Below are 22209 nucleotides of genomic sequence, written 5' to 3' on the forward strand. Positions count from 1 at the left end.
TTCAATTTTTTCTATTTAATTTGCGACTTTATAAATTAATAGGAAATGACCACTATTCAAGCGGTAAGCTACCCGATACACTTTGAAAACAAAGCCTATGAAGAATTGGCTTTGTTATTAGACCAAAAACAATACTCTTCTATCTTTATTTTGGTAGATGATAATACGATGCGTTGTTGTTATCCTCGATTTATGCAGTTGCTTCAAACAACTTTACCTATGGAGGTACTGCAAATCGATGCCGGAGAGGTACACAAAAACATCGATACTTGTATCGGCTTGTGGAATGCTATGACCGAGCTCGGTGCCGATCGAAAAAGTGTGCTAATTACCCTAGGTGGAGGAGTGATTACCGATCTAGGTGGTTTTGTCGCTTCGACCTTTAAGCGCGGCATTGATTTTATTAATATCCCAACAACCTTGCTCAGTATGGTTGACGCCTCAGTTGGTGGAAAAACAGGTATCGATTTAGGCGTACTTAAAAATCAAATTGGCGTCTTTGCCAATCCGGAATTAATTGTTATTGACCCGGAATTTTTACACACCCTCGACCCTAGAGAAATTCGCTCTGGATCGGCTGAAATCATCAAATACGGAATGACACATGACCAACAGTTATTTCAAGAAATAACTGCGAATCCAGAGGTCAACATCATCGATCTAATTCACCGCTCCATCTCGATTAAAAACGAAGTGGTTTTAGAGGACCCTAAAGAACGCGGATTGCGAAAAGTATTGAATTGGGGACATACCATAGGACACGGTGTAGAATCGTATTTCTTAGAATCTCCTGCCAAGGAAAACTTAACGCACGGAGAGGCGATTGCCATCGGTATGATTTGCGAAACCTACCTCTCTGCAAAGCTATTAGAGTTCCCAACCGATATGGTATCCGTAGTCAAAGAACGACTGATCGCTATTTTTGGAAAAGCAAGCATCGAAGAAGCCGATTTACCAGCAATTTACGAGCTTATGAAGCACGATAAAAAGAATGTTGGCGGCACGATCAACTTCGTACTTTTAAACGATATCGAAACATTTAAAATAGATTGCAACGTTCCTGAAGAACTCATTCTAGAAAGCATTAGGTATTACGCTAGTTAACACTAGCGTATTGCCTTACTTTGCTACAGCATAGCAACGTTTGTAAATAGCCTCGTACTGGGGTAAAATTTTACTGAGTGAAAACTCTTTCACATGTGCTTTTGCATTGGATTTAAAAGTCGTAAGCACAGTTTCATCGCGCAATACCTCAAGGGCTTTGGCAGCCATGTCCTCAACATCTCCCACGGCACTCAAATATCCGGTTTTCCCGGGAATATTAACTTCGGGAAGCCCTCCAGCATTGGTTGAAATAACTGCAGTTCCGGCAGCCATCGCCTCCAAAGCAGCCAATCCGAAACTCTCGGTTTCTGAAGGGAGTAAAAAGACATCGGTATAACAGAGTATTTTTGCTACTTCGCTACTATTTCCTAAGAATAGAACGCGGTCTTCAATCCCAAATTCTTTCACTAAATTTTCTACTTTTAAACGCTCTGGACCGTCACCTACCATAAGTAATTTCGCGGGAATCTCTCGTTGCACTTTCTCAAAAATACGCACTACATCATCCGTTCTTTTCACCGGTCTAAAATTACTGATATGCGTTAAAATACGCTCTTCTGGATTTGCTAAGGCACTGCGTTTACATTCAGCTTCATGGGCTCTATCGTACTTTTCCGCATCGATAAAATTATAGACTACTTTAATATCTTTTTCAATAGAGAAAAGTCGCAAAGTATCTTCCTTTAAGCTTTGAGATACCGTTGTTACCTCATCCGATTTGTTGATGCTAAACTCCACTGCTGTTTTGTAAGTAGGATGGCTCCCTACTAAGGTAATATCTGTTCCGTGCAAGGTTGTAACGACCTTTACATTAATCCCCTTATCTTCGAGCATCTTTTTCGCCATGTAGGCCGCATATGCATGTGGAATAGCATAGTGTACATGCAATACTTCAAGTTCAAATTTTTGAACCACTTCCACCATTTTACTCGACAAGGCCAATTCGTAAGGTTGATATTGAAACAGTGGATATTCTTCCATAACCACTTCGTGAAAATGCAATCTATGAGAAATAAAATCGAGTCGGACGGGTTGGTTATACGTGATAAAATGTACTTCGTGTCCTTTATCAGCCAGTGCCATTCCTAATTCTGTTGCCACGACTCCACTACCACCAAAGGTCGGGTAGCAAACGATACCTATTTTCATATTTGCGTTGATTATTGGGTTTGGGAAATAAAAGTAAATTTACGAGAATAGACTATGAATTATGTAAAATTTATCATAAAAAAAACCGTTGTTTTCACAACGGTTTCTATCTCAGTATTTTATTCTAGTAATCTCCTAAAGTTTCAGGATTTTGAGCTAAAGCACTTTCTAACTGCTCATCATTAGGAGCTTTTCCGTGCCAAGCATGGGTGTGCATCATAAAGTCGATACCATTCCCCATTTCTGTATATAACAATACACAAATTGGTTTACCATTACCTGTTTTTGACTTCGCTTCAGCCATTCCAGCCAAAATTGATTCTACGTCATTTCCTTTTTGAATTTCAACAACATCCCAACCAAAAGCTTCAAATTTTGCTTTGATGCTTCCCATTGCTAAAACCTCGTCTGTAGTACCGTCAATTTGCTTTTCGTTAACATCAATCGTTGCGATTAAATTGTCTACTTTTTTTGCAGATGCATACATTGCTGCTTCCCAAATTTGACCTTCTTGAATTTCTCCATCTCCGTGTAATGAGTACACAGTTTTGTCATCACCGTTAAGCTTTTTAGCTTCCGCAGCTCCAATAGCAACACTCATCCCCTGCCCCAAAGATCCTGAAGCAATACGTACTCCTGGCAAATCTTCGTGTGTTGTAGGGTGTCCTTGCAAACGCGTGTCTAATTTTCTAAACGTAGCCAATTCCGCTACAGGAAAGAAACCACTACGAGCCAAAGTACTGTAATACACTGGAGAAATGTGTCCGTTAGATAAGAAAAACAAATCTTCGTTCTTTCCATTCATATCAAAATCTGTAGAGTAATCCATAATCTCTTGATACAAACAGGTAAAAAATTCTGCACATCCTAATGAACCTCCTGGGTGTCCTGAACTTACAGCGTGAACCATTCGAACAATATCTCTTCGAACTTGTTGTGTGAAATCTTGAAGTTGTTGTGTTGTTGGCATTCTTGTTTTTGTTTTAAGCGACAAATGTAAGTGATTATCGCTTATAGCGCAATTACTTTTTTCTTTTCTTTTCCGTCGCAACAAGGCCCCACTTTTAAGACCTTAGTAGTCCTTAGGTTTTTTGCTTTTTCTTTTTCGCTGCCGGGAACAACACATTGTTGAGTATCAAACGGTATCCCGGTGAAGTGGGGTGTAAATCGAGTTCTGTTTTCGGATCTCCAACGCGATGTTGGTAGTCCTCCGGATCGTGACCACCGTAAAAAGTAAACATTCCTTTCCCCTTGGTTCCGTGTATGTATCGCGCTTCTCTGTTGTGCTTACTCTCGCCTAACACCATCACAGTAGGTTTTACATTGGCGGGATCAAAAGCCGTAGTCTGCCCCATAAAACCTTTAATTAATTGCGTATGGTTTTGGGTTAACATGGTGGGGACCTGATCCCACTTTGCAGAAAATTCTCCGAGTGTAAAGTAATCCGTTTCTTTGTTGATCCGTCTTTTACGCGTCATATCAATCGAAGAAAACTCATACGTCATCGGGTTGCGTACCAATTCAAAGTTGGTAAAAGCAAAGGTGTTTTGAAAATCAATTTTCGCTTGATAATTAGGTTCTGAAGGATCGCCGTCAAACATCGTTTCACAAATATCAACACCATCCGCTGCAAGGGCTATGTCAAAGCTATCTGTAGCCGAACACATGGCAAACATGAATCCTCCTCCTATTACGTAGTCTCTAATTTTTTTCGCCACTGCTCCCTTTTCATGAGATACCTTGGTGTAGCCAAGTTTTTTTGCCAAAGCCTCAGCATCTTTTTTTTGCTGTACATACCAAGGTGCCGTGCGATAGGCGCCGTAAAAACGACCGTATTGCCCGGTAAAATCCTCGTGATGTAGGTGCAACCATTCGTACATTAGCAGTTTGTCATTCAATACATCTTCATCATACACCACGTCAAAAGGAATTTCTGCATAGGTCAATACCATCGTTACGGCATCGTCCCAAGGCATTTTATCCTTTGGTGAATACACTGCTATCTTCGGAGCTTTCTCCAAGGGTACTGCCTCTTGATTTTTGGCAGGCGAACTAATTTCTTCTAAAATAAGCTGCGCTTTTGCAGCGCTAATCAACTGGTAACTCACCCCACGAATTTTACACTCCTTTTCCAAGCTCGCTTCATTCTCCATTAAAAATGCCCCTCCGTCATAGTTCAATAACCATTTCGCTTTCACTCCTTTTTCGAGAGCGAAGTACACGATTCCATAGGCTTTTAAGTGGTTTTTTTGATTGTCGTGACTCATTGGAATGTACAAGAAATCAGCAAAGGCACTTTGAACTCCCAGAACAAAAAGTACACATAAAATAAGTAGGTTCTTCATCATTAAAAACTAAAATACACAATTATAAGATATAATTGTGTATTTGTATTTATTTTAACGCATTTGTCAATTTTAAAAAGGAACATCGTCCATTCCTCCACCTCCAGTTTCCGAAGGGCCGAAAGCATCTTCTGGTGAGGCGAAATTCCCTGAGCTTATTTCGTCATTAAAGCCAGAGTTCATACTCGATTGGAATTCACTGCTAAAGCCTTCTTCCAGATCCGAGAATTTGGCGAGGTGTCCGGTAAATTTCAATCGTATGTTGTCAAGACCACCATTACGGTGTTTTGCGACGATAAATTCTCCCTGTCCTTCACACGGTGAATGATCATCATCATCCCATTCGGTCATTCCGTAGTATTCTGGACGGAAAATAAAAGATACGATATCCGCATCCTGCTCAATTGCTCCAGATTCACGTAAATCCGATAGTAACGGACGTTTACTACCTCCACGAGTTTCTACCGAACGCGACAACTGTGAAAGCGCAATCACTGGTACATTTAATTCTTTTGCCAAGGCTTTCAAGTTACGAGAGATGGTCGAGATTTCTTGTTCTCGGTTACCTGCCGTTCCTCCTGCTGTCATTAACTGCAAATAGTCAATAACCAAAATACGGACATTGTGTTGCGACACCAAACGTCGCGCTTTTGCACGTAAATCAAAAATTGAAAGCGCCGGTGTATCATCGATAAAGATAGGAGCGTCAGACAAGCGTTTTACCTTGACATTTAACTGCTCCCATTCATGGGGCTCTAGGTTCCCTTTACGCAATTTCTCAGAAGTCAAACCTGTTTCCGATGATATCATACGCGTAATCAACTGTACCGATGACATCTCCAGTGAGAAAATTGCTACGGCATGATTAAATTCAATAGCCATGTTTTTTGCCATCGAAATTACGAAAGCCGTTTTTCCCATACCCGGACGAGCCGCAATAATAATAAGGTCCGTAGGTTGCCAACCCGAAGTCAAGGCATCGAGTTTGGTAAAACCTGTTGCCAAACCACTCATTCCTTCCTTGGTTGAAATTTCTTGAATCTTAGTAATCGACTGTTGTACTAAAGAGTCTGCTCGTTCCGCTCCTTTTTTCAAGTTTCCTTGGGTTACTTCGAACAGTTTCCCTTCGGCGTCGTCGAGTAAATCAAACACATCCATGGTTTCATCATAGGCATTTTCAATGATTTCCGAAGAAATGCTAATCAACTTACGCTGGATGTATTTTTGGAGAATAATTCGCGAATGAAATTCAATATGTGCCGAAGAGGCCACCTTTTGCGTCAAGCCGATCAAATAAAAGTCACCTCCTACGAGTTCGAGTTTGGCGTTCTTTTTTAATTGGTTTGAAACAGATAATAAATCAATAGGCTCCGAATTTTGGAACAGCATGTAAATGGCCTCGTAGATTTCTTGATGCCTTTTATCGTAAAATGCTTCCGGATGCAAGATATCAATAACAGTATCAATACCTTTCTTATCAATCATCATCGCACCTAACACCGCCTCTTCCAGCTCTAAAGCTTGAGGTGGCAGCTTTCCTTTTTCTAAACTTATGATTCTAGATTTATCTATTTTGGTTCCCCGTACCGATTGCATTTTCTCCATGGTGACAAAAGTAAATTTTTATGATGATATTTGCTCGGTTTCCTCCCAACTTTCTTTTTACACAAATCCTGTAAACAAAAATGTTATTAACTTGTTGATAACCTAGTATGTTTCTTATTTTTGAAGCTATGAAATACCGTAAAACAACCCTATTCCTCTGCCTCTTTCTACCTATTCAAATAGTCTTTATTCGCTATTTGAGTGGGCAAACTGAATGGATTGAAACTCATTACAGCCAATCTTTTTATCCGTTTTTATCAGAAACGCTGCGCTATTTATTAGGCTGGATACCGTTTTCTGTGGGAGATGTGATCGGGTTTGTGCTCGCTTTCTATTTCTTAAAAGGCACCGTGCAACTCATCAGAACTAAATTTACAAATTTCATTCCAATATCCTTGAAATTTATCAGCTATTTATCGGTAGTCCACTTTCTTTTTTACACTTTTTGGGGGTTAAATTACTTCAGAGCTCCTATGGCCGAGCGCCTAAAATTACAGCAAGAAGCCTATAGTGACCAGGCGCTGCTACAAACTACCGAACGCATTATTTACGAACTCAACAGCCGTCACTTCCAGTTAACGGCCTCTGACACTGCGGTCGTAAAAGTTCCGTATTCCAGAGCTACTATTTACAAAATGGCTCCGGAAGGATTTGCTGTGTTAGCCAATACCTATCCTCAGTTAGAATACCATCATCGCTCTATAAAAAGTTCCTTAGTTAGCTTGTTCCATTCTTACGGTGGTACTGCGGGCTACTTCAATCCAATTACTGGTGAGGCGCAGGTAAATTACCAAATTCCCTTAAACGGATACGCCGCAACCACCTGCCATGAAATGGCACATCAATTGGGTTGGGCCGCGGAGAACGACGCCAACTTCCTAGGATTTTTGGCCACAATTCACCATAAAGACCTCTATTTTCAATACGCAGGTTACCGCATGGCCTATCGCTACTGCATTGATGAAATGTACAAACGAATGCCACAAGAGGCCGCACATCTGAGGTCGACCTTGCGTATGGGAATCCGAAAAGATTATTACCAAACCCATTTGCACTGGAACAGCTTTAAGAACCCCATAGAACCCCTCCTTAAGAAAGGATACAGTAGCTATCTCAAGGCCAACAATCAAACCCACGGAATTGAATCTTACGATTATGTCGTAGATTTGCTTATCGCATATTACAAAACTAAAACCAACAGTAATGATTAAATACCCCCTACGAATTCTCGGACTCTTTTTATTAATGTCCTGTGCTAACCATACCCTAGACCAAGATTTTAATTGCAGTGGTTATAAAATTATCAGCAAACAAAAAACTGTACGGGATTTTAACAACAAGTTTAGCATAGTCATTCCTCAACATTGGAAGACGAGTTTATACGACGAAGAGGGTTTGTCATCACTCCTCGTTGCAGATACCACTATTAGTTTACAAAACTCCATCCTTATGGATATTAGTTTTTTAAACAATAGCACTCCTATTGACAGCAAGTTTTCGGACAAAATTAGCAGTGACAATAAGAAAATGGGCTTTAAAGAAGTCAAAACAAAGCGATTTACCATTGATGACAGCCCTGCCTATTACACCTTGGCAAAAGGTAAAAAAGGCGCTTACCCTTATACCATCCTGAACATTTTTCACAAACCTTCAGAAGAAGCGCTTCTCCATTCGAAAGTTGAAATTTACGGTGATTCTCTCGTCGATGAGCGCCTTTGTAAAAGTGTTCAACTGATTAAAAAAATTAAAACCTTGTAATTTCACCATAAAATTTAAGTTTCCCCTGCAAATTCAAGTAATTTATAGTTCCAGTATAGCAAGTATTTCAAATCGTATAAGTATTTTTGAAGCCTAAATTTAGACACATGAACAAACAGCATATTATAGACAGATTTATCAAGTACGTAACTGTAGATACAGAAAGTGATCCGAACAACCCTGCATTTCCTAGTACGGAAAAACAATGGGACCTAGCACGTATCTTAGAACAGGAACTCAAAGATATCGGGATGTCAGAGGTTACCCTTGACGAAAACTGTTATTTAATGGCTACCTTACCTAGCAATTTAGACTATGAGGTTCCAACCATTGGATTTGTAGCACATATAGACACGAGCCCTGATTTTACAGGTGCCAATGTCAAACCTCAAATTCACGAAAACTACGACGGTCAAGACATCGTTTTAAACGCTGAAGAGAACATCGTTCTTTCTCCGAGTTATTTTGACGATTTATTGCAATACAAAGGACAAACGATCATTACCACGGACGGAACTACTCTTTTAGGTGCTGATGATAAGGCTGGAGTCACTGAAATCGTTTCAGCTATGGAGTACCTACTTCAAAATCCTCAAATTAAACACGGAAAAATACGTATCTGCTTCACTCCAGACGAAGAAGTGGGGAAAGGAGCACACATGTTTGATGTTGAAAAATTTGGCGCTGAATGGGCGTATACCATGGACGGTAGTCAAATTGGTGAATTGGAATACGAAAACTTCAATGCCGCTGGTGCTAAAGTACATATACAAGGTAAAATTGTTCACCCTGGGTACGCTAAAGGTAAAATGGTTAACTCTATGACTATTGCCAGTGAGTTTATCAGCAAACTCCCTAAAGAAGAAGTACCTGAGCGCACTACAGGCTACGAAGGATTTTTCCACTTACACCACATGGAAGGAGCTGTAGAAAGTACTACACTCCACTATATTATCCGCGACCACGATATGGATTTGTTTCAACAACGCAAGGAGTTCATGCTAAACGTTGCTAAGGAAATGAATGAGCACTTAGGAAAAGAACTCATAGAGGTTCAAATCAAGGATCAATACTTTAATATGAAAGAAAAGGTGACTCCGGTAATGCATATCGTAGATATCGCAGAGGAAGTTATGAATGATATGGGTATTACACCTATCATCAAGCCTATACGAGGTGGAACTGACGGTTCACAGCTTTCTTACAAAGGACTCCCTTGTCCAAACATCTTTGCTGGAGGACATAATTTCCACGGACGTTACGAATACGTTCCTGCAGAAAGCATCGTTAAAGCAAGCCAAGTAATCGTAGGAATCGCTGAAAAGGTAGGTCAAAAATTTGCCTAAGCCATTTGCTACATACTATAAAAAGAAAATCCAGAGCTAAGCTCTGGATTTTTTTATTTAAAAGATATAGCGCAAGCCCAATTGCATTTGCCATCGCGACAATAAACTACTGTCAGCACTAAAAGTTTCTTTTAGCTCCGAATCAAAACTGTAGATAGGTTGTTGGGTATAATCAGCTTGGTAAACTGCTGGATCGGGATTTGCATCTGGGAACCTCACCCCTAAAGGCTGTACATTGGTTGGTACTTGTACAACTCCCCAATCAGAATTCAATAAATTCCCGACGTTCAAAATATCTATACTCAATTGAATAGTGTGTTCCTTCTTATCAGTAAACTTTAGTTTAAAGTCTTGCAACACCTTGATATCCCAACGTCCACGCCAAGGAGCCAAAGCACCGTAGCGTTCGGCATACTGCCCTCTTCTCGAACTCAAATACGCGTCTTGCTGTAAAAACGATTCAAAAGCCGTTCTCTGTGCTGGTGTTGTAAACTGCATTTGATTGAGTTCTGTTGTCGTTGGTATGTATAACAAATCGTTGACCGCGGAACCGTCATTATTGATATCTCCTCCGTAAGTATAATTAAAACGCCCTCCTTGAGCATATTCAAAAAAAGCGGTTATGGTAGTTGCAAATCTGTCACCTCCGTAACTGAATTTTTTTGATGCAACCCCTATAATTCGATGCGTATCTCCGTACTTTGAATAACTCAACACATCGGTATTGGCATTGCCCACTACTGGATTAAAAGCAAAGGCATCACCGGTAATCTCAGCTTCGATAGAGTTTACATCTTTAGCATTCAAATAACTGTAAGCTACATTGGTGTATAAACCGTTGTCAAACGTCTTTGTCAACTTAAACGAAGCGTTGTACACTCGTCCTTTGTCCGAATTGGTGAACACATAGGCATTGTTTCCTTTGTTGGTATAGTACTCGCGATTGTCTACTCCAGTCAATCGCTCTGTAGGTGTTCTAAGTCCCCAATTCTGAACGTGCGCACCATTAATATCTTTGGTATACGACACATCTGCTGTGAACACCACTCCATTCTCGAATCGATAATCGGCTCCCAAATTAGATCGCCAGACCTGCGGGAATTTAAAGTCAGGTGCAACTATCTGGAAAAAACCATCGTCTGCACCACTCACCTGATTTCCTAACCAAACAAAGGGCAATCGTCCTGTAAACACTCCAGTTCCTCCGCGGATTTGAAGTTTATTTTCTTTGTTCACATTCCAATTAAAGCCGAGTCTCGGCGACACCAACCATTGATTTGTCGGCATTTTTGTCGAGTTAAGGCTCACTTCTTGGCCGGTATTCGGATTAAAATATTGAATCGCATTATTTCTGGTCGCACCATTATCGGTATCGATAAACTTTTGAACGAGAGAAGCTGTATCAAAGTACAAAGGTTTATCAAAGCGGATTCCATACGTCAGTTTAAACGCCTCATTAAGCTCCCATTCATCTTGCATATAAAATGCCAATTGCCCTACATTGAGTTCCGAAAGTTTCCAACCTCCGTCATTTCCAGTTCCGTTGGCATTAAATCGGTCATAGGCCTGTTGGGTAGCAGCTAAATACTGAGCTACAACGCCTCCCGGCTGCGCATTGGCCAAGAAAGTCGCAACATCTGGATAAGGATTAAACAATCCGTAATACGGGAATATTCCGAAATTAAACGACTCGTAATTGGTCAGGTTAAAGGAATTCTGAAACATGAATTTTTCAAAAGAAAATCCTATCGTAAACGTGTGATCTCCTTTAAAAAAGTTCATATTATTTGTCAGCTGCCACACGCGTTGATCTAATTTGTTATTAATTGAAAAGGGTTCGTGCCCCGCAATAATATGATTACTTCCGGCCCCGTTTTGAATGGCTATCACCGGAGCTGGAGTTGACAAGGGATTTCTAAAATCATCGAAATAGGTATACCCTATTTGCAATTTATTAGTCGTCGTTTCATTAAACGTCGAGTTCAGCTCCAATAAAAAGGAATCTATATTGTTATTGATTTCATATCCCGAGTTTTGAAACTGCAGCATATTCGCACTCGGTCCTCTCAAACCTAATGCTGTCGGATGTGCCGGCTTTTCTTTTGACGCTCGTAAAAAATTATATACTAAGGCCATACGATGCTTGGCATTCAGATTCCAGTCCAGCTTAAACAGCCCTTTGGTTGATCCCGAAGTAAATGTAAAATCTCGATACGCCCCTGTTTCATATCCCAAGGCACGCAACGCTGAACTCACGGCAATTAAATCGGACTCCAAAACAGAAGACTCATTTACTGCTGTTACCCCGTCTCCATTATTCGGAATCCATCCATTGGTTCCGAGATCTTCTCGATCGTCCTTTTCAAAATTTGCAAAAAAGAACAAGGTATCTTCTATTAGTGGACCACCAATACTCACCCCGTACTGGCTTTGCGACAACTTAGGCTTTACCACCTCTTGGCCCTTAATCGCTCCTCCTGTCATGTCTTGATTTCTAAAAAATCCGTAAACTGTTCCTTTAAATTCATTGGTTCCGCTTTTCGTAACGGCATTTACAGAGGCTCCAGTAAAACCAGACAAGGTAACATCATAAGGAGCCGTGGCAACGGAAATTTGCTCAATGGCGTCTAGCGAAACAGGCTGTGCATCGGTTTGACCACCTGGAGTTGCTGCATCCAAACCAAAAGGATTATTAAAGATCGAACCGTCTAAAGAGAAATTATTGAACTGATCATTTCGTCCTCCAAAGGAACCATTACTAGCTGTGGGCTCCAAACGCGTAAAATCGGCCGCCGATCGCGAAATAGTCGGCAAGGTTTTTAATTGGGTGGCACTCACACTTGTCTGTGCACCTGTGCGATCGCTGTTAAATGTTTTGTTTCTAGATGTCGAAATGACGACCTCTTCCAAAGCCATGCCTTCCTCAGCGAGTACAGCATTAATTTCCGTAGTTTTCCCGAGTGTCAAGAACACGGCTTCTACTTCAAAACTCTTAAATCCTACATAACTAATCGTTACCGTATAGGGACCTCCAACGCGTAAGTTTGGAATGGTAAAACGACCGTTGTCTTGAGCAATTGCTCCTGCAACCGTCCCTGTTGGTTGATGTTTTACTTGCACATTGGCACCAAACAGCGGTTCGCCCGCTGTATCCGTTACAATTCCTTTAATTTTCGAAGTGGTCACTTGGGAAAAAAGCCCGAACCAGGTGAAAAAAAAGAAAACTGTTAAAATTTTTCTCATGTTCATTTGATTTTATTGATACTCTAAAAATAACAAATGTCTCTAAAATACTTTAACAGTTCCCTCTCTGATATTTAACTATTTTTTAAACGCTATTTAATTGATATCTAAACGGACTCCCATAGCTATATTTCGAGTTTTTGAGTTTTTAAACAGTGGATTTAGATCGTATTTAACATAGAGTCCTATGCCTTGATAAGCGACATACGTACTCAAACCGTAGTTGATGGTATTCATATTGAAATCTCCTTTTTGCACTTCTTCAACGCGAATGCCTTCGGCATTAACATACTCTAAATACTGCCTCGTTCCGAGTTTAAATCCGAAAAATCCTCCAATTCCAATACGCAAGGCATCGTGCGTATCATCAACCACTCGTTTATCTGACAACACTTTATTATCCGTAAAATCGAATTCTAAATGCATCGGAAAAGTCATTTGTACGTGTCGCAATCTGCTTTCCGACAAGGGACGACCATGCACTTGTAAACCTAGAGAGTTCGGTTGTAATACGTGATATTGATTGTTTTTTGCACGTAAATTGTTCCACAAAAAAGACAATCCATATTTAAAATACGTCTTTGATGGTAATTTGGACATACGCGTTTTAAACGTAAAACCAATTTCGTAAAAATGGGACTGCCAAAACTTGTATTTCGAATCGTTTAAACTACTCAATTGATTATTTTCCAACACATTATTCACCCCCATTGCAAACACTATTTGAGTGGTTGTACGCTTGTCTCTTTGGCCTCGAAATTTCTTTTTCCTTCTGTTGGTTTCAAAAACTACAAAATCCTTTTCAAAAAAACTCACCGTGAAGGCATCATCGTCAGAGCTCGCAATTTTACCATCGGTTTTGTCTTGTACGAGTTGCTGCAATTTGTACTCCTGAATCCCAACTTTACGAGCAATTTCTTTGGCGTGATACTCAGCTGCTTGTTTCTTTTGTTTTTTCGCTTCTCCTGGAGTAATTTTTTCTTCGGCCAAAGCTGCATTGATGAGGCGCACCTTTTCTTTGAGTGAATCTTTCTGGGTTTTCGTAATTTTATCGATCGTTTTCGATATTTTCTTTACTTCTTTTTCAAAGGTCTTTTCTTGAGAAAAAACCATAGTCGTGCTTAACAACACTAGTATTAATAGTATTCTTATCATAATAATTAGTATTAAATGTTTTGTAAATAGACTGGTGAATACACAGTCCTTTATTTTTATTTATTTCTCTCTGCTACGGCAACAGCGATGTCTGAAATTTTAATTTTTAGTTTATCCAAAAAATCCCCCTTAAACTCTTCATTGATCAATTCCTCCTCAGCCGCCGCCAAGAACTCTTCTGCATCAATGTTCAATTTGAATTTTGTAAATTCTTTGCGAATACTGTCGAGCATACTTTTTCTCGTCATGCGTTGTGCGATGTAATATTGCTTTACTTCTTCCGCATTATGCGTCACTGCATACAACAAGTCATCTCCACTCACCTGTATTCTTGATTGCTGTTTTAACGTCTTATTTACGGTACTCTGCTCTTTGGAAGTATTAAGTTGATGGTCCCTATTTTCTGCAACTGCTGTTACTGGGGCAGTCACTTCTTCCAAAGGTGTCATTTTTCCAACCTCTTTTAACAAGTGACTATCCGCTTCAACTTGTGTTACGAGTACAGTCTTCTCATCTTTCGACTTCCTATCGGAGGATGCTTTTATCCTTTTCGTCATGGCAATAGTTGTCGAATTTTTAGCCAATTGCGGAGCAGACTTCTGATGTAGCTGTTCCTTGTTAGAATCCTTCTCTCTTGTCTTCGTTGAATCAATGGAAGTTTCGGCCATTTCATCTGGCTGTGAAAGGGGCTTCTCAGCAGCGGTAAACCACAAGGCTACACTGAAGAGTACTACTACTGCCGCCGCTATGTTTAGCCATCTCCAATTGCGGCGTTTTGCTGTTTGCTGCTCTTCTTCCTCTAACTTAGACACCATTCGTTCCCAAGCAGAATTGGAAGGCGTTAGTTCTCGATCAGAAAACTGACGCTTTATCAACTGATCAAACTCCTTATTATTTTCCATCTTCTTTAAGTGTATTCAATTTAACATAATTTGCTTGCAACAACTTTCTAGCCTTAAACAATTGGGATTTGGATGTGCTGATAGAGATTCCTAACCTATCAGCAATTTCAGCATGCTTATACCCTTCAATAGCGTACAAATTGAAAACCACTTTGTATCCTTCGGGTAGCCCATCTATCAAACGTTGAATATCTTCTACATGGGTACCTTCCAAATTGTCGGTTGCACTCTCCACAAATTGGTACTCGTCATCAGTATACTCAAAAACACGTTTCTTTTTTAAGTGCGTAAGACAGGTATTCACCATTATTTTACGTATCCATCCCTCAAAACTTCCTTCGTTTTTGAATTTCGCTAGGTGGGTAAATACTTTTAAAAACCCTGACAGCATCATTTCTTCCGCGTGGTGCATATCTTTTACGTACTGTCTGCACACCCCTAACATTTTAGGAGCGTATAGTTCAAAAATTTGTTGCTGCGCTTCTCTGTCTTTTTTCACAGCTTTCGCTAATAATGAACTCGTGGTTTTATGAAGGGCTATTACTTTCAATTCGCTTTAGCTTTTGTTGCTTACACTTGTATAGACGATTGCAATTTAAAAAAGGTTGCCTGAAAAGTAAAAACTCCCCAATTAAAAATTAATTGGAGAGCTCTCACTAAAATTAGAATGATAAATACGGGGGGATCACTAATTTCTTATTTTTACTCAAAGATAGCCATATAACTCAGTTTTTTCTCAGGAAAAACACTGATTATCACCTTTTTTTCGTTAAAAACAGAAAAAAAACAATTTTAACTATTTTCCAAAACTTTTATTTTTCTGATTGGGCTTTACTAGAACGCACTTTCTGCAGAGTATTTAGAGTTCTCACTTTTATCTTATTTGATAAAACCCGATATTTGCAAGCTAAATCAGACAGATGAATTTTATAGTATACTTCATAAGCTACCCAATACTCTGGTGCTTATCAATGCTGCCTTTACGGGTGCTATATGTCTTTTCAGACTTTTTATTTTACGTACTTTACTACCTCATAGGATATCGAAAAACGGTTGTTAAGGACAATTTAAGAAAGGCTTTCCCGGAAAAGTCCAACGAAGAAATTGACAGACTTTGTAAAAAGTTTTTTAGGCATTTCTTAGACATAATGATGGAGAGTGTCAAATCACTGACCATCAGTAAAAAAGAAATTGCCAAAAGATATCGATTTAAAAACCCTGAATTAGTAAATAATTTAGCTGCTGAAGGCAGAAGCATTGCCTTGGTTGGTGCGCATCAAGCCAATTGGGAGTGGTTTTTTAGTATTCCGTTGGCCTTAGATCCTCCGGTTTATGCATCGTATACAAAATTGGCCAACCCGTATTTTGATAAAGTAGTTAAAAATATGCGTTCACGCTTTGGTGTCATTACTGTAAAATCAGAAGATACCGTAAAAACGATGTTCAAAAATTACAAAGCTAATAAAACGGGATTGTACCTCCTACTCAGCGATCAGTCTCCTATGTTGTTGCGCGCCACGTATTGGACTGAGTTCTTTGGAATTAAAGTACCAGTACACACAGGAGCCGCAACCCTTTCTAAAAAGTTCAATTTTGCGGTGGTAAACTACTCTGTTGAAAAGGTTAAAAGAGGTTATTACGAAGCCGAGTTGACCTTGATAACAGACGAACCTAAGAGCTATCAGAATTTTGATGTTATCGATGAATACTTACGACTGACAGAAATGGCGATTCGCAAACAACCTGGATATTATTTATGGTCACACAAACGCTTTAAGCACGAGCACAGCTATGACGAATGGCTGGCACATCAGAAGAAGTCATAATAAACAAAAAAAACCGAGTGTTTCGAAACACTCGGTTTTTTTTATGATCTTTGAAGAACCGTCTCTTAAAATCTGTACGATAATCCTACAATTATTTGATTTACTCTCGTATCAAATCGTTCTGTATTGCTTCCGCTAATAAACTTAGACTCTACATCAGAAAAAGCGCGTTCCCAACGTACATCCAAACCTATTTTACCCAATTCAACACCAGCACCCATTTGTAATCCCACAGTTAAACCATCGGCTTCTGTAACGACATTTCCTAGGGTTTGTAAATTAAAATCTCCATTAATTACATACTGAAAAGAAGGACCTGCAAATACATGTGCTACCTTAAGAAAGCGTTTTCCCAACAATACAGGAATATCGATTTTCTGAAAGTTATAGGTAGCCATCGTATTACTTCCCTTTGCTTTGTATTCACTTTTCAAATTGGTATACACCAATTCTGGACGCACGTACAAACCAATTACAGGAATCTTGATTCGAGTCCAAATCCCCGCATGAAAACCTGTTCTACTTTTAGCACCTTCCAAAATATCGGTCGATACTTCACGGAACGAATCCGAGTTGTAGTTAATTCCTCCCTTTATACCAAAGGCGATTTGCCCTTGTGAAGTTTGAATAAAAGCGACTAATGCTATTAACGCTAATGCAAATTTTTTCATAATCGTTTTGCTTTTTAAATTTCTATAGTAGAACGCGAGGTTCAACAAATTATTTTCTGCTTATTACTTTCTCAACAGCAGCAACAATGGCAACATCATTCAATCCGTACTTCTCCATAAGCTCTGCAGGAGTTGCTGATTCCCCGAAACTATCGTTTACAGCAACGAATTCTTGTGGTGTTGGATTGTTGGTTGCTAAACAACGTGCAACGCTTTCTCCAAGACCTCCGAACTTATTGTGTTCTTCAGCAGTTACGATACACCCTGTTTTTGCCACAGACTTTAAAATCGCTTCTTCATCTAATGGCTTAATAGTATGAATATTGATTACTTCAGCAGAAATACCTTTAGCTTCCAATTGCTCGGCAGCCTGTAATGCCTCCCAAACCAAATGACCAGTAGCTACTATAGTTACATCGGTTCCTTCAGTCAATTGAATCGCTTTCCCGATTTCAAACGGCATATCCGTCATGAATACAGGCACCTTTGGACGTCCAAATCTTAAATAAACTGGACCTTCGTGTGCAGCAATTGCTTTGGTAGCCTCTTTGGTTTGACTGTAATCACAAGTATTGATAACGGTCATTCCAGGTAGCATTTTCATCAAACCAATATCTTCTAAAATTTGATGGGTAGCACCGTCTTCTCCTAAAGTTAATCCGGCGTGAGAAGCACAAATTTTCACGTTTTTATCAGAGTAGGCAATTGACTGACGAATTTGATCGTATACACGACCTGTCGAAAAGTTCGCAAACGTTCCAGTAAAAGGAATATTTCCTCCAATCGTCAAACCAGCTGCGATCCCCATCATGTTAGCCTCGGCGATTCCTACCTGGTAAAAACGCTCTGGATGATTGTTCGCAAAGTCATTCATTTTCAACGACCCTGTTAAATCGGCACATAAGGCAACGACATCCGGGTTCGTTTTACCTAATTCTGTTAACCCATCTCCAAATCCTGAACGGGTATCTTTCTTCTCTGTATACGTATATTTCTTCATTAGTATGTGTTGTAAATACGGGTCAAAAATAAACTTTTAATGCACACCCGAGTTATATTTTTTTTAATTCTTTATAAAGTTTATGAACGGGAAAGCCCATCACTGTAAAATAGCTCCCTTCAATCTTGTCAATTCCTATTTTTCCAATCCACTCTTGAATACCGTAAGCTCCAGCTTTATCGTATGGTTTGTACGTATTTATGTAGTAATGGATTTCATCGAGTGTCAGTGTTTTAAAGAAAACGCGCACGGTATCACTAAAAACAGTGAGCTGATTTCCCCTTCGCAAGCATACCGAAGTAATTACTTCGTGCTCTTTTCCTGACAATTTTAAGAGCATGTTTTCCGCTTCTTTAAAATCTTTGGGGTTCCCTAGGGCTTCATCAGCCAACCAAACAATGGTATCAGAGGTAATGACAATATCCTTTTCTGAACAGTTTGTTGCGAAGGACTCCGATTTTAATTTTGCGAGGAATTCTGTAATCTCGGCACCTTTTAGGGTAGCCGGATACACCTCATCAACCGGTCTGACATCGACGACAAAATCGATATCCAAATCACGGAGTAGCTGTTGTCTTCGCGGTGATCCCGAAGCCAGTATCAGCTGGTAATCTTTTAAATTATTAAATGACATATCTAAAATAATAGGCTACTACAGGAACACTTAACAACGCCAATGCGTACAATACAGCCGATATTTTTAACAGAAACTGAAATTCTCGCTGTGTTCTGGCGTTGAGTAGGTGATAAATGAAATACATTTCAGGAAAGGTTCCCAATAGTAAAATAGTGGTAAGTATAAATTTATTTTTGATAAAAACTATCGCAAAAGCAAACACTATTAAACTCGCTATAAATGCAATAATTAAGGCTATATTCTTTGCTCTTTTTCTTCCCAAAACTATGGGAATCGTTTTATGGGCATAGGTGTAATCGTGATTAATATTGACAATATCTCTAACCGTTTCTCGGACGATATTTCCTAAAAAAGACACTGAAACATAAAACATCGCTATCAGTTGCAACTTAAAATACACATCCCATTGTTCTTCGTTTAAGCCAACAGGAGTATCAAACCACCATACGGTAAGTACGCTTATCGTTTTTACGAAAGCGTTAATAATATTACTAAAAAACGTTTTTTTTGTCACGTATATAGAATATACATTGACTAAGATTACCGCGACGATTCCTATGAGTACGTATAAAGGCTCTTGTATTTGCAGCGATACAAAGGTACACAGAGCGAGTGCCGCTAGTACAGACAGTACTGCCGCGCCCATAGCTCTTTTGACGGTATATTTTAAATGTTTTTGATGGTACTTGCGCACCGAATAGCTGGTCAAATACCCCGAGGCCAAGGTAAATACTGTCGCCAAGGACAACAGACCAAAAAGCCAAAACGACAAGCGTGTCTCAAAGCCCTGATCGTGTAAAAAACAAATCTTGAACAAAAATTGTACTAAAACAATGTACAGTAGTTTTTTCCAATGTATTATTTTGAAAAAGTTCAAGCTCATTAATTAAAACTCTTTTTTAGTCTAGCCAAATCGCGTTTGTTATCGCGATCTTTCATCGTTTGTCTTTTATCGTGTGTTTTTTTACCTCTTGCCAACGCAATATCGAGTTTCGCCCATCCATTTTCATTGATAAAGAGTTTTAACGGAACGATGGTATTTCCCTTTGCTTCAACTTCGCGATGCAATTTCTTCAACTCTCTCTTGTTTAATAACAAGCGACGTTCACTTTTGGGCTTGTGATTGTAATGATGACCAAAAGCGTATTCTTCGATATACATATTAACTACAAAAAGCTCTCCTCGCTCATTAAATTCACAAAAACTTTCCGTAATTCTAGCCTTGCTCAAACGAATCGATTTAATCTCTGTACCTGTCAATTGGATACCCGCTGTATATTTATCTAAAATCTCGTATTCAAACCGAGCTTTTTTATTCTGTATATTGATGTTCTTTTGCATAATTAAAAGCAAATATACTCATTAATTTAAGGTAAATAAAAAATTGCTAAACTATGATTTTCATCATTTTTTAAGGTCTTTTCTCCCAGTAATTTTGTCTAGAACTTAAAGATAATTTAAAAATAGAACTTATGAAAAAAGTTTTTACCAGTTTAGCACTACTACTCGTTTGTTTTTCATCATTATACGCGCAAGAAGGCACCAAAAAAGACAAAAAATGGCAAGCGCGTTTTCGCTGGGTGACTGTGGTTCCGAACGAATCGGCTACCATCGGTACTATTGGAGGTGATGTAGCTATTAGCAATAATGTTATTCCAGAACTCGATTTTAGCTATTTCTTTACTGAAAACATCGCTGTGGAGTTGATTCTCGGAACGAGTAAACACCAAGTACAAGCCGTAAATACCGCTTTAGGAAATGTCGATTTAGGACATGTATGGCTATTGCCTCCGACCCTATTAGCTCAATACCATTTCAATTTCAACAGCTTCCGTCCGTATGTAGGTGCAGGTGGTAATTATACGTTGTTTTACAACAGCAATCCCGGAGCCGTAGTGGATGTCAGTTACAAAAACTCTTTTGGCTATGCTTTTCAGGTAGGATTTGATTACGATTTAGACGATACCTGGTTTTTAAACGTAGATGCAAAGTACGTAAACCTAGAAACTGATGTTACGGTAAATGCCGGTGTTGCAACAGTACCTGCTGCTGTTAAAATCAACCCTTTACTCATCGGTTTTGGTGTTGGTATAAAGTTTTAACACGTCATATTCATCATAAAAAAAAGCTCGGAAAATATCCGAGCTTTTTTCTTTGCTGTATGCTTATTCTGCCATTAACAGGGCAGCTGCTTTTTTATAGGTTCCGTTTTCTAATTTCTCTCGAATTGCTGAAAAGGCCTCAATTGTTTCGTTTACATCTTCTACGGTATGTCTCGCAGTTGGAATCAACCTCAGGATAATCAATCCTTTTGGAATCACAGGATAGACTACAATAGAACAGAACACCCCGTGATTTTCACGTAAGTCATGTACCATAGCCATCGCCTCTGGAATATCTCCTTTTAAGTACACCGGTGTAATACAGGTTTGCGTAGTTCCCAAATCGAATCCGGCCGCTCTCAATCCCGATTGCAAGGCATCCGTGATTTCCCATAAGCGATCTTTCAACTCAGGCATCGTACGAATCATATCTAAACGCTTTAACGCTCCCTTCACCATTGGCATTGGTAAAGACTTTGCAAACATCTGAGAACGCATGTTGTACTGTAAGTATTGCACCACATCTTTATCACCTGCAAAAAAGGCTCCTATTCCTGCCATTGACTTTGCGAAGGTTGCGAAGTACACGTCAATACCGTCCTGAACACCTTGCTCAAATCCAGTACCACGTCCTCCTTCACCAAGAGTTCCAAAACCATGTGCATCATCTACCAACAATCTAAAGTTGTATTTTTCTTTAAGGGCAACGATTTCGGCAAGTCGTCCTTGCTCTCCTCGCATTCCAAAAACTCCTTCAGAAACAAGTAAAATTCCACCACCTGTTTTTTCGGCCATCTTGGTTGCTCTCTTCAAATTTTTCTCACAACTCTCAATATCGTTGTGACGGTATACAAAGCGCTTTCCAGCGTGCAAACGCACACCGTCAATAATACAGGCATGAGTATCCATATCGTAAACGATGATATCGTCTTTAGAAACTAAGGCATCGATTGCTGATACCATTCCTTGGTATCCAAAATTCACTAAATAAGAAGCTTCTTTTCCCACGAATTCAGCACATTCGCGTTCCAATTGCTCGTGGTACTTTGTATGACCTGACATCATACGCGCCCCCATAGGATATGCCATACCATCTTCCGCAGCCGATTCACCATCAACTTTTAACACTTCAGGATGATTTGCTAATCCTAAATAATCATTAATACTCCAAGTAATTACTTTTTTTCCATTGAAAGACATGCGGTTAGAAATAGGTCCTTCTAGTTTTGGGAATACGTAATAACCTTCAGCCTTATCAGCCCATTTCCCTAGCGGTCCCTTATCTCCTTTGATTCTTTCAAATAAATCTTTAACCATTTTTACTTTTTGTTTTTAGTATGATGCGAAAGTAACCTTTTTTGCAACG

General features: G+C 39.4%; 20 protein-coding genes. 6 read left to right on the forward strand and 14 right to left on the reverse strand.

Translation table 11 applies throughout. The features are described 5' to 3' along the window. Positions 1-45: 45 nt before the first annotated feature. On the forward strand, positions 46-1104 hold the full coding sequence (gene aroB / locus ACKTS5_RS11790; RefSeq protein ID WP_408044074.1) for a 3-dehydroquinate synthase: 1059 nt from the start codon (positions 46-48) through the stop codon (positions 1102-1104). 15 nt (positions 1105-1119) lie between these two features. Here the strand turns inward: aroB and bshA are convergent, their stop codons facing one another. The 4 genes from bshA to dnaB form a co-directional block, all read right to left on the reverse strand. Then, positions 1120-2253, reverse strand: coding sequence for an N-acetyl-alpha-D-glucosaminyl L-malate synthase BshA (gene bshA, locus ACKTS5_RS11795; protein ID WP_408044075.1), 1134 nt, complete (start codon positions 2251-2253; stop codon positions 1120-1122). Between the two features lie 124 nt (positions 2254-2377). After that, positions 2378-3223 carry a transketolase gene (locus tag ACKTS5_RS11800; protein WP_408044076.1) on the reverse strand — a complete coding sequence of 282 codons (846 nt, stop codon included), beginning with the start codon at positions 3221-3223 and terminating at the stop codon, positions 2378-2380. A 112-nt stretch (positions 3224-3335) separates the two neighbouring features. Continuing rightward, complete coding sequence (locus tag ACKTS5_RS11805; protein WP_408044077.1) at positions 3336-4601, reverse strand: asparagine synthetase B; 1266 nt, start codon at positions 4599-4601, stop codon at positions 3336-3338. 69 nt (positions 4602-4670) lie between these two features. Beyond that, complete coding sequence (gene dnaB, locus ACKTS5_RS11810; RefSeq protein ID WP_408044078.1) at positions 4671-6203, reverse strand: replicative DNA helicase; 1533 nt, start codon at positions 6201-6203, stop codon at positions 4671-4673. 128 nt (positions 6204-6331) lie between these two features. Here dnaB and ACKTS5_RS11815 point away from each other — a divergent pair, with 128 nt between their 5' ends. The 3 genes from ACKTS5_RS11815 (at position 6332) to pepT (ending at position 9307) form a co-directional block, all read left to right on the forward strand. After that, the gene (locus ACKTS5_RS11815; RefSeq protein ID WP_408044079.1) at positions 6332-7414 is read left to right on the forward strand and encodes a DUF3810 domain-containing protein; all 1083 of its coding nucleotides are present in this window, start codon (positions 6332-6334) and stop codon (positions 7412-7414) included. Continuing rightward, on the forward strand, positions 7407-7961 hold the full coding sequence (locus tag ACKTS5_RS11820) for a hypothetical protein (protein ID WP_408044080.1): 555 nt from the start codon (positions 7407-7409) through the stop codon (positions 7959-7961). The genes ACKTS5_RS11815 and ACKTS5_RS11820 overlap by 8 nt, the downstream gene beginning before the upstream one ends. Positions 7962-8068: 107 nt before the next feature. Further along, positions 8069-9307 carry a peptidase T gene (pepT, locus tag ACKTS5_RS11825; RefSeq protein ID WP_408044081.1) on the forward strand — a complete coding sequence of 413 codons (1239 nt, stop codon included), beginning with the start codon at positions 8069-8071 and terminating at the stop codon, positions 9305-9307. 57 nt (positions 9308-9364) lie between these two features. Here pepT and ACKTS5_RS11830 read toward each other — a convergent pair whose 3' ends face one another. The 4 genes from ACKTS5_RS11830 to ACKTS5_RS11845 form a co-directional block, all read right to left on the reverse strand. After that, positions 9365-12550: a TonB-dependent receptor gene (locus ACKTS5_RS11830; protein WP_408044082.1), complete on the reverse strand. Its 3186-nt coding sequence runs from the start codon at positions 12548-12550 to the stop codon at positions 9365-9367. A gap of 96 nt (positions 12551-12646) precedes the next feature. Beyond that, positions 12647-13705, reverse strand: coding sequence for a hypothetical protein (locus ACKTS5_RS11835; protein WP_408044083.1), 1059 nt, complete (start codon positions 13703-13705; stop codon positions 12647-12649). Positions 13706-13761: 56 nt separating this feature from the next. After that, positions 13762-14607, reverse strand: coding sequence for a hypothetical protein (locus ACKTS5_RS11840; protein ID WP_408044084.1), 846 nt, complete (start codon positions 14605-14607; stop codon positions 13762-13764). Beyond that, complete coding sequence (locus ACKTS5_RS11845; RefSeq protein WP_408044085.1) at positions 14597-15157, reverse strand: RNA polymerase sigma factor; 561 nt, start codon at positions 15155-15157, stop codon at positions 14597-14599. Before ACKTS5_RS11845 ends, ACKTS5_RS11840 begins: the two co-directional genes overlap by 11 nt. Positions 15158-15527: 370 nt before the next feature. Between ACKTS5_RS11845 and ACKTS5_RS11850 the strand changes: the two genes are divergently transcribed. After that, a complete protein-coding gene (locus tag ACKTS5_RS11850; protein ID WP_408044086.1) occupies positions 15528-16433 on the forward strand; it encodes a lysophospholipid acyltransferase family protein in 906 nt (301 codons plus the stop codon). Positions 16434-16498: 65 nt separating this feature from the next. Here ACKTS5_RS11850 and ACKTS5_RS11855 read toward each other — a convergent pair whose 3' ends face one another. The 5 genes from ACKTS5_RS11855 to smpB are packed head-to-tail and all read right to left on the reverse strand — an operon-like array spanning position 16499 to position 20082. Further along, positions 16499-17104 (reverse strand): porin family protein, encoded by a 606-nt coding sequence (locus ACKTS5_RS11855; RefSeq protein ID WP_408044087.1) that lies wholly within the window; start codon positions 17102-17104, stop codon positions 16499-16501. Positions 17105-17153: 49 nt separating this feature from the next. After that, positions 17154-18104 carry a transketolase family protein gene (locus tag ACKTS5_RS11860; protein ID WP_408044088.1) on the reverse strand — a complete coding sequence of 317 codons (951 nt, stop codon included), beginning with the start codon at positions 18102-18104 and terminating at the stop codon, positions 17154-17156. Positions 18105-18156: 52 nt separating this feature from the next. Then, on the reverse strand, positions 18157-18738 hold the full coding sequence (locus tag ACKTS5_RS11865) for a Maf family nucleotide pyrophosphatase (RefSeq protein WP_408044089.1): 582 nt from the start codon (positions 18736-18738) through the stop codon (positions 18157-18159). Then, entirely contained in the window at positions 18728-19624 is an 897-nt protein-coding gene (locus ACKTS5_RS11870) for a UbiA family prenyltransferase (RefSeq protein WP_408044090.1), read from the reverse strand. Before ACKTS5_RS11870 ends, ACKTS5_RS11865 begins: the two co-directional genes overlap by 11 nt. Beyond that, entirely contained in the window at positions 19624-20082 is a 459-nt protein-coding gene (gene smpB / locus ACKTS5_RS11875; RefSeq protein WP_408044091.1) for an SsrA-binding protein SmpB, read from the reverse strand. Before smpB ends, ACKTS5_RS11870 begins: the two co-directional genes overlap by 1 nt. Before the next feature lie 131 nt (positions 20083-20213). Here smpB and ACKTS5_RS11880 point away from each other — a divergent pair, with 131 nt between their 5' ends. Continuing rightward, positions 20214-20843, forward strand: a complete 630-nt coding sequence (locus ACKTS5_RS11880; protein ID WP_408044092.1) for an OmpW/AlkL family protein — start codon at positions 20214-20216, stop codon at positions 20841-20843. A gap of 63 nt (positions 20844-20906) precedes the next feature. Here the strand turns inward: ACKTS5_RS11880 and ACKTS5_RS11885 are convergent, their stop codons facing one another. After that, complete coding sequence (locus tag ACKTS5_RS11885) at positions 20907-22160, reverse strand: aminotransferase class I/II-fold pyridoxal phosphate-dependent enzyme (protein ID WP_408044093.1); 1254 nt, start codon at positions 22158-22160, stop codon at positions 20907-20909. Between the last annotated feature and the right edge of the window lie 49 nt (positions 22161-22209).

The sequence above is a fragment of the Tenacibaculum litopenaei genome (genome assembly GCF_964514025.1).
GTDB lineage: Bacteria > Bacteroidota > Bacteroidia > Flavobacteriales > Flavobacteriaceae > Polaribacter > Polaribacter litopenaei.

Excerpts from the sequence above, each read along its gene's own strand:
- aroB (WP_408044074.1), top strand. The coding sequence starts at position 46 with ATGACCACTATTCAAGCGGTAAGCTACCCGATACACTTTGAAAACAAA.
- ACKTS5_RS11805 (WP_408044077.1), bottom strand. The coding sequence starts at position 4,601 with ATGATGAAGAACCTACTTATTTTATGTGTACTTTTTGTTCTGGGAGTT.
- ACKTS5_RS11885 (WP_408044093.1), bottom strand. The coding sequence starts at position 22,160 with ATGGTTAAAGATTTATTTGAAAGAATCAAAGGAGATAAGGGACCGCTA.
- ACKTS5_RS11870 (WP_408044090.1), bottom strand. The coding sequence starts at position 19,624 with ATGAGCTTGAACTTTTTCAAAATAATACATTGGAAAAAACTACTGTAC.
- ACKTS5_RS11880 (WP_408044092.1), top strand. The coding sequence starts at position 20,214 with ATGAAAAAAGTTTTTACCAGTTTAGCACTACTACTCGTTTGTTTTTCA.
- ACKTS5_RS11800 (WP_408044076.1), bottom strand. The coding sequence starts at position 3,223 with ATGCCAACAACACAACAACTTCAAGATTTCACACAACAAGTTCGAAGA.
- smpB (WP_408044091.1), bottom strand. The coding sequence starts at position 20,082 with ATGCAAAAGAACATCAATATACAGAATAAAAAAGCTCGGTTTGAATAC.
- ACKTS5_RS11820 (WP_408044080.1), top strand. The coding sequence starts at position 7,407 with ATGATTAAATACCCCCTACGAATTCTCGGACTCTTTTTATTAATGTCC.
- ACKTS5_RS11855 (WP_408044087.1), bottom strand. The coding sequence starts at position 17,104 with ATGAAAAAATTTGCATTAGCGTTAATAGCATTAGTCGCTTTTATTCAA.
- ACKTS5_RS11860 (WP_408044088.1), bottom strand. The coding sequence starts at position 18,104 with ATGAAGAAATATACGTATACAGAGAAGAAAGATACCCGTTCAGGATTT.
- ACKTS5_RS11865 (WP_408044089.1), bottom strand. The coding sequence starts at position 18,738 with ATGTCATTTAATAATTTAAAAGATTACCAGCTGATACTGGCTTCGGGA.
- ACKTS5_RS11815 (WP_408044079.1), top strand. The coding sequence starts at position 6,332 with ATGAAATACCGTAAAACAACCCTATTCCTCTGCCTCTTTCTACCTATT.
- dnaB (WP_408044078.1), bottom strand. The coding sequence starts at position 6,203 with ATGGAGAAAATGCAATCGGTACGGGGAACCAAAATAGATAAATCTAGA.
- bshA (WP_408044075.1), bottom strand. The coding sequence starts at position 2,253 with ATGAAAATAGGTATCGTTTGCTACCCGACCTTTGGTGGTAGTGGAGTC.
- ACKTS5_RS11840 (WP_408044084.1), bottom strand. The coding sequence starts at position 14,607 with ATGGAAAATAATAAGGAGTTTGATCAGTTGATAAAGCGTCAGTTTTCT.
- ACKTS5_RS11830 (WP_408044082.1), bottom strand. The coding sequence starts at position 12,550 with ATGAGAAAAATTTTAACAGTTTTCTTTTTTTTCACCTGGTTCGGGCTT.
- ACKTS5_RS11835 (WP_408044083.1), bottom strand. The coding sequence starts at position 13,705 with ATGATAAGAATACTATTAATACTAGTGTTGTTAAGCACGACTATGGTT.
- pepT (WP_408044081.1), top strand. The coding sequence starts at position 8,069 with ATGAACAAACAGCATATTATAGACAGATTTATCAAGTACGTAACTGTA.
- ACKTS5_RS11850 (WP_408044086.1), top strand. The coding sequence starts at position 15,528 with ATGAATTTTATAGTATACTTCATAAGCTACCCAATACTCTGGTGCTTA.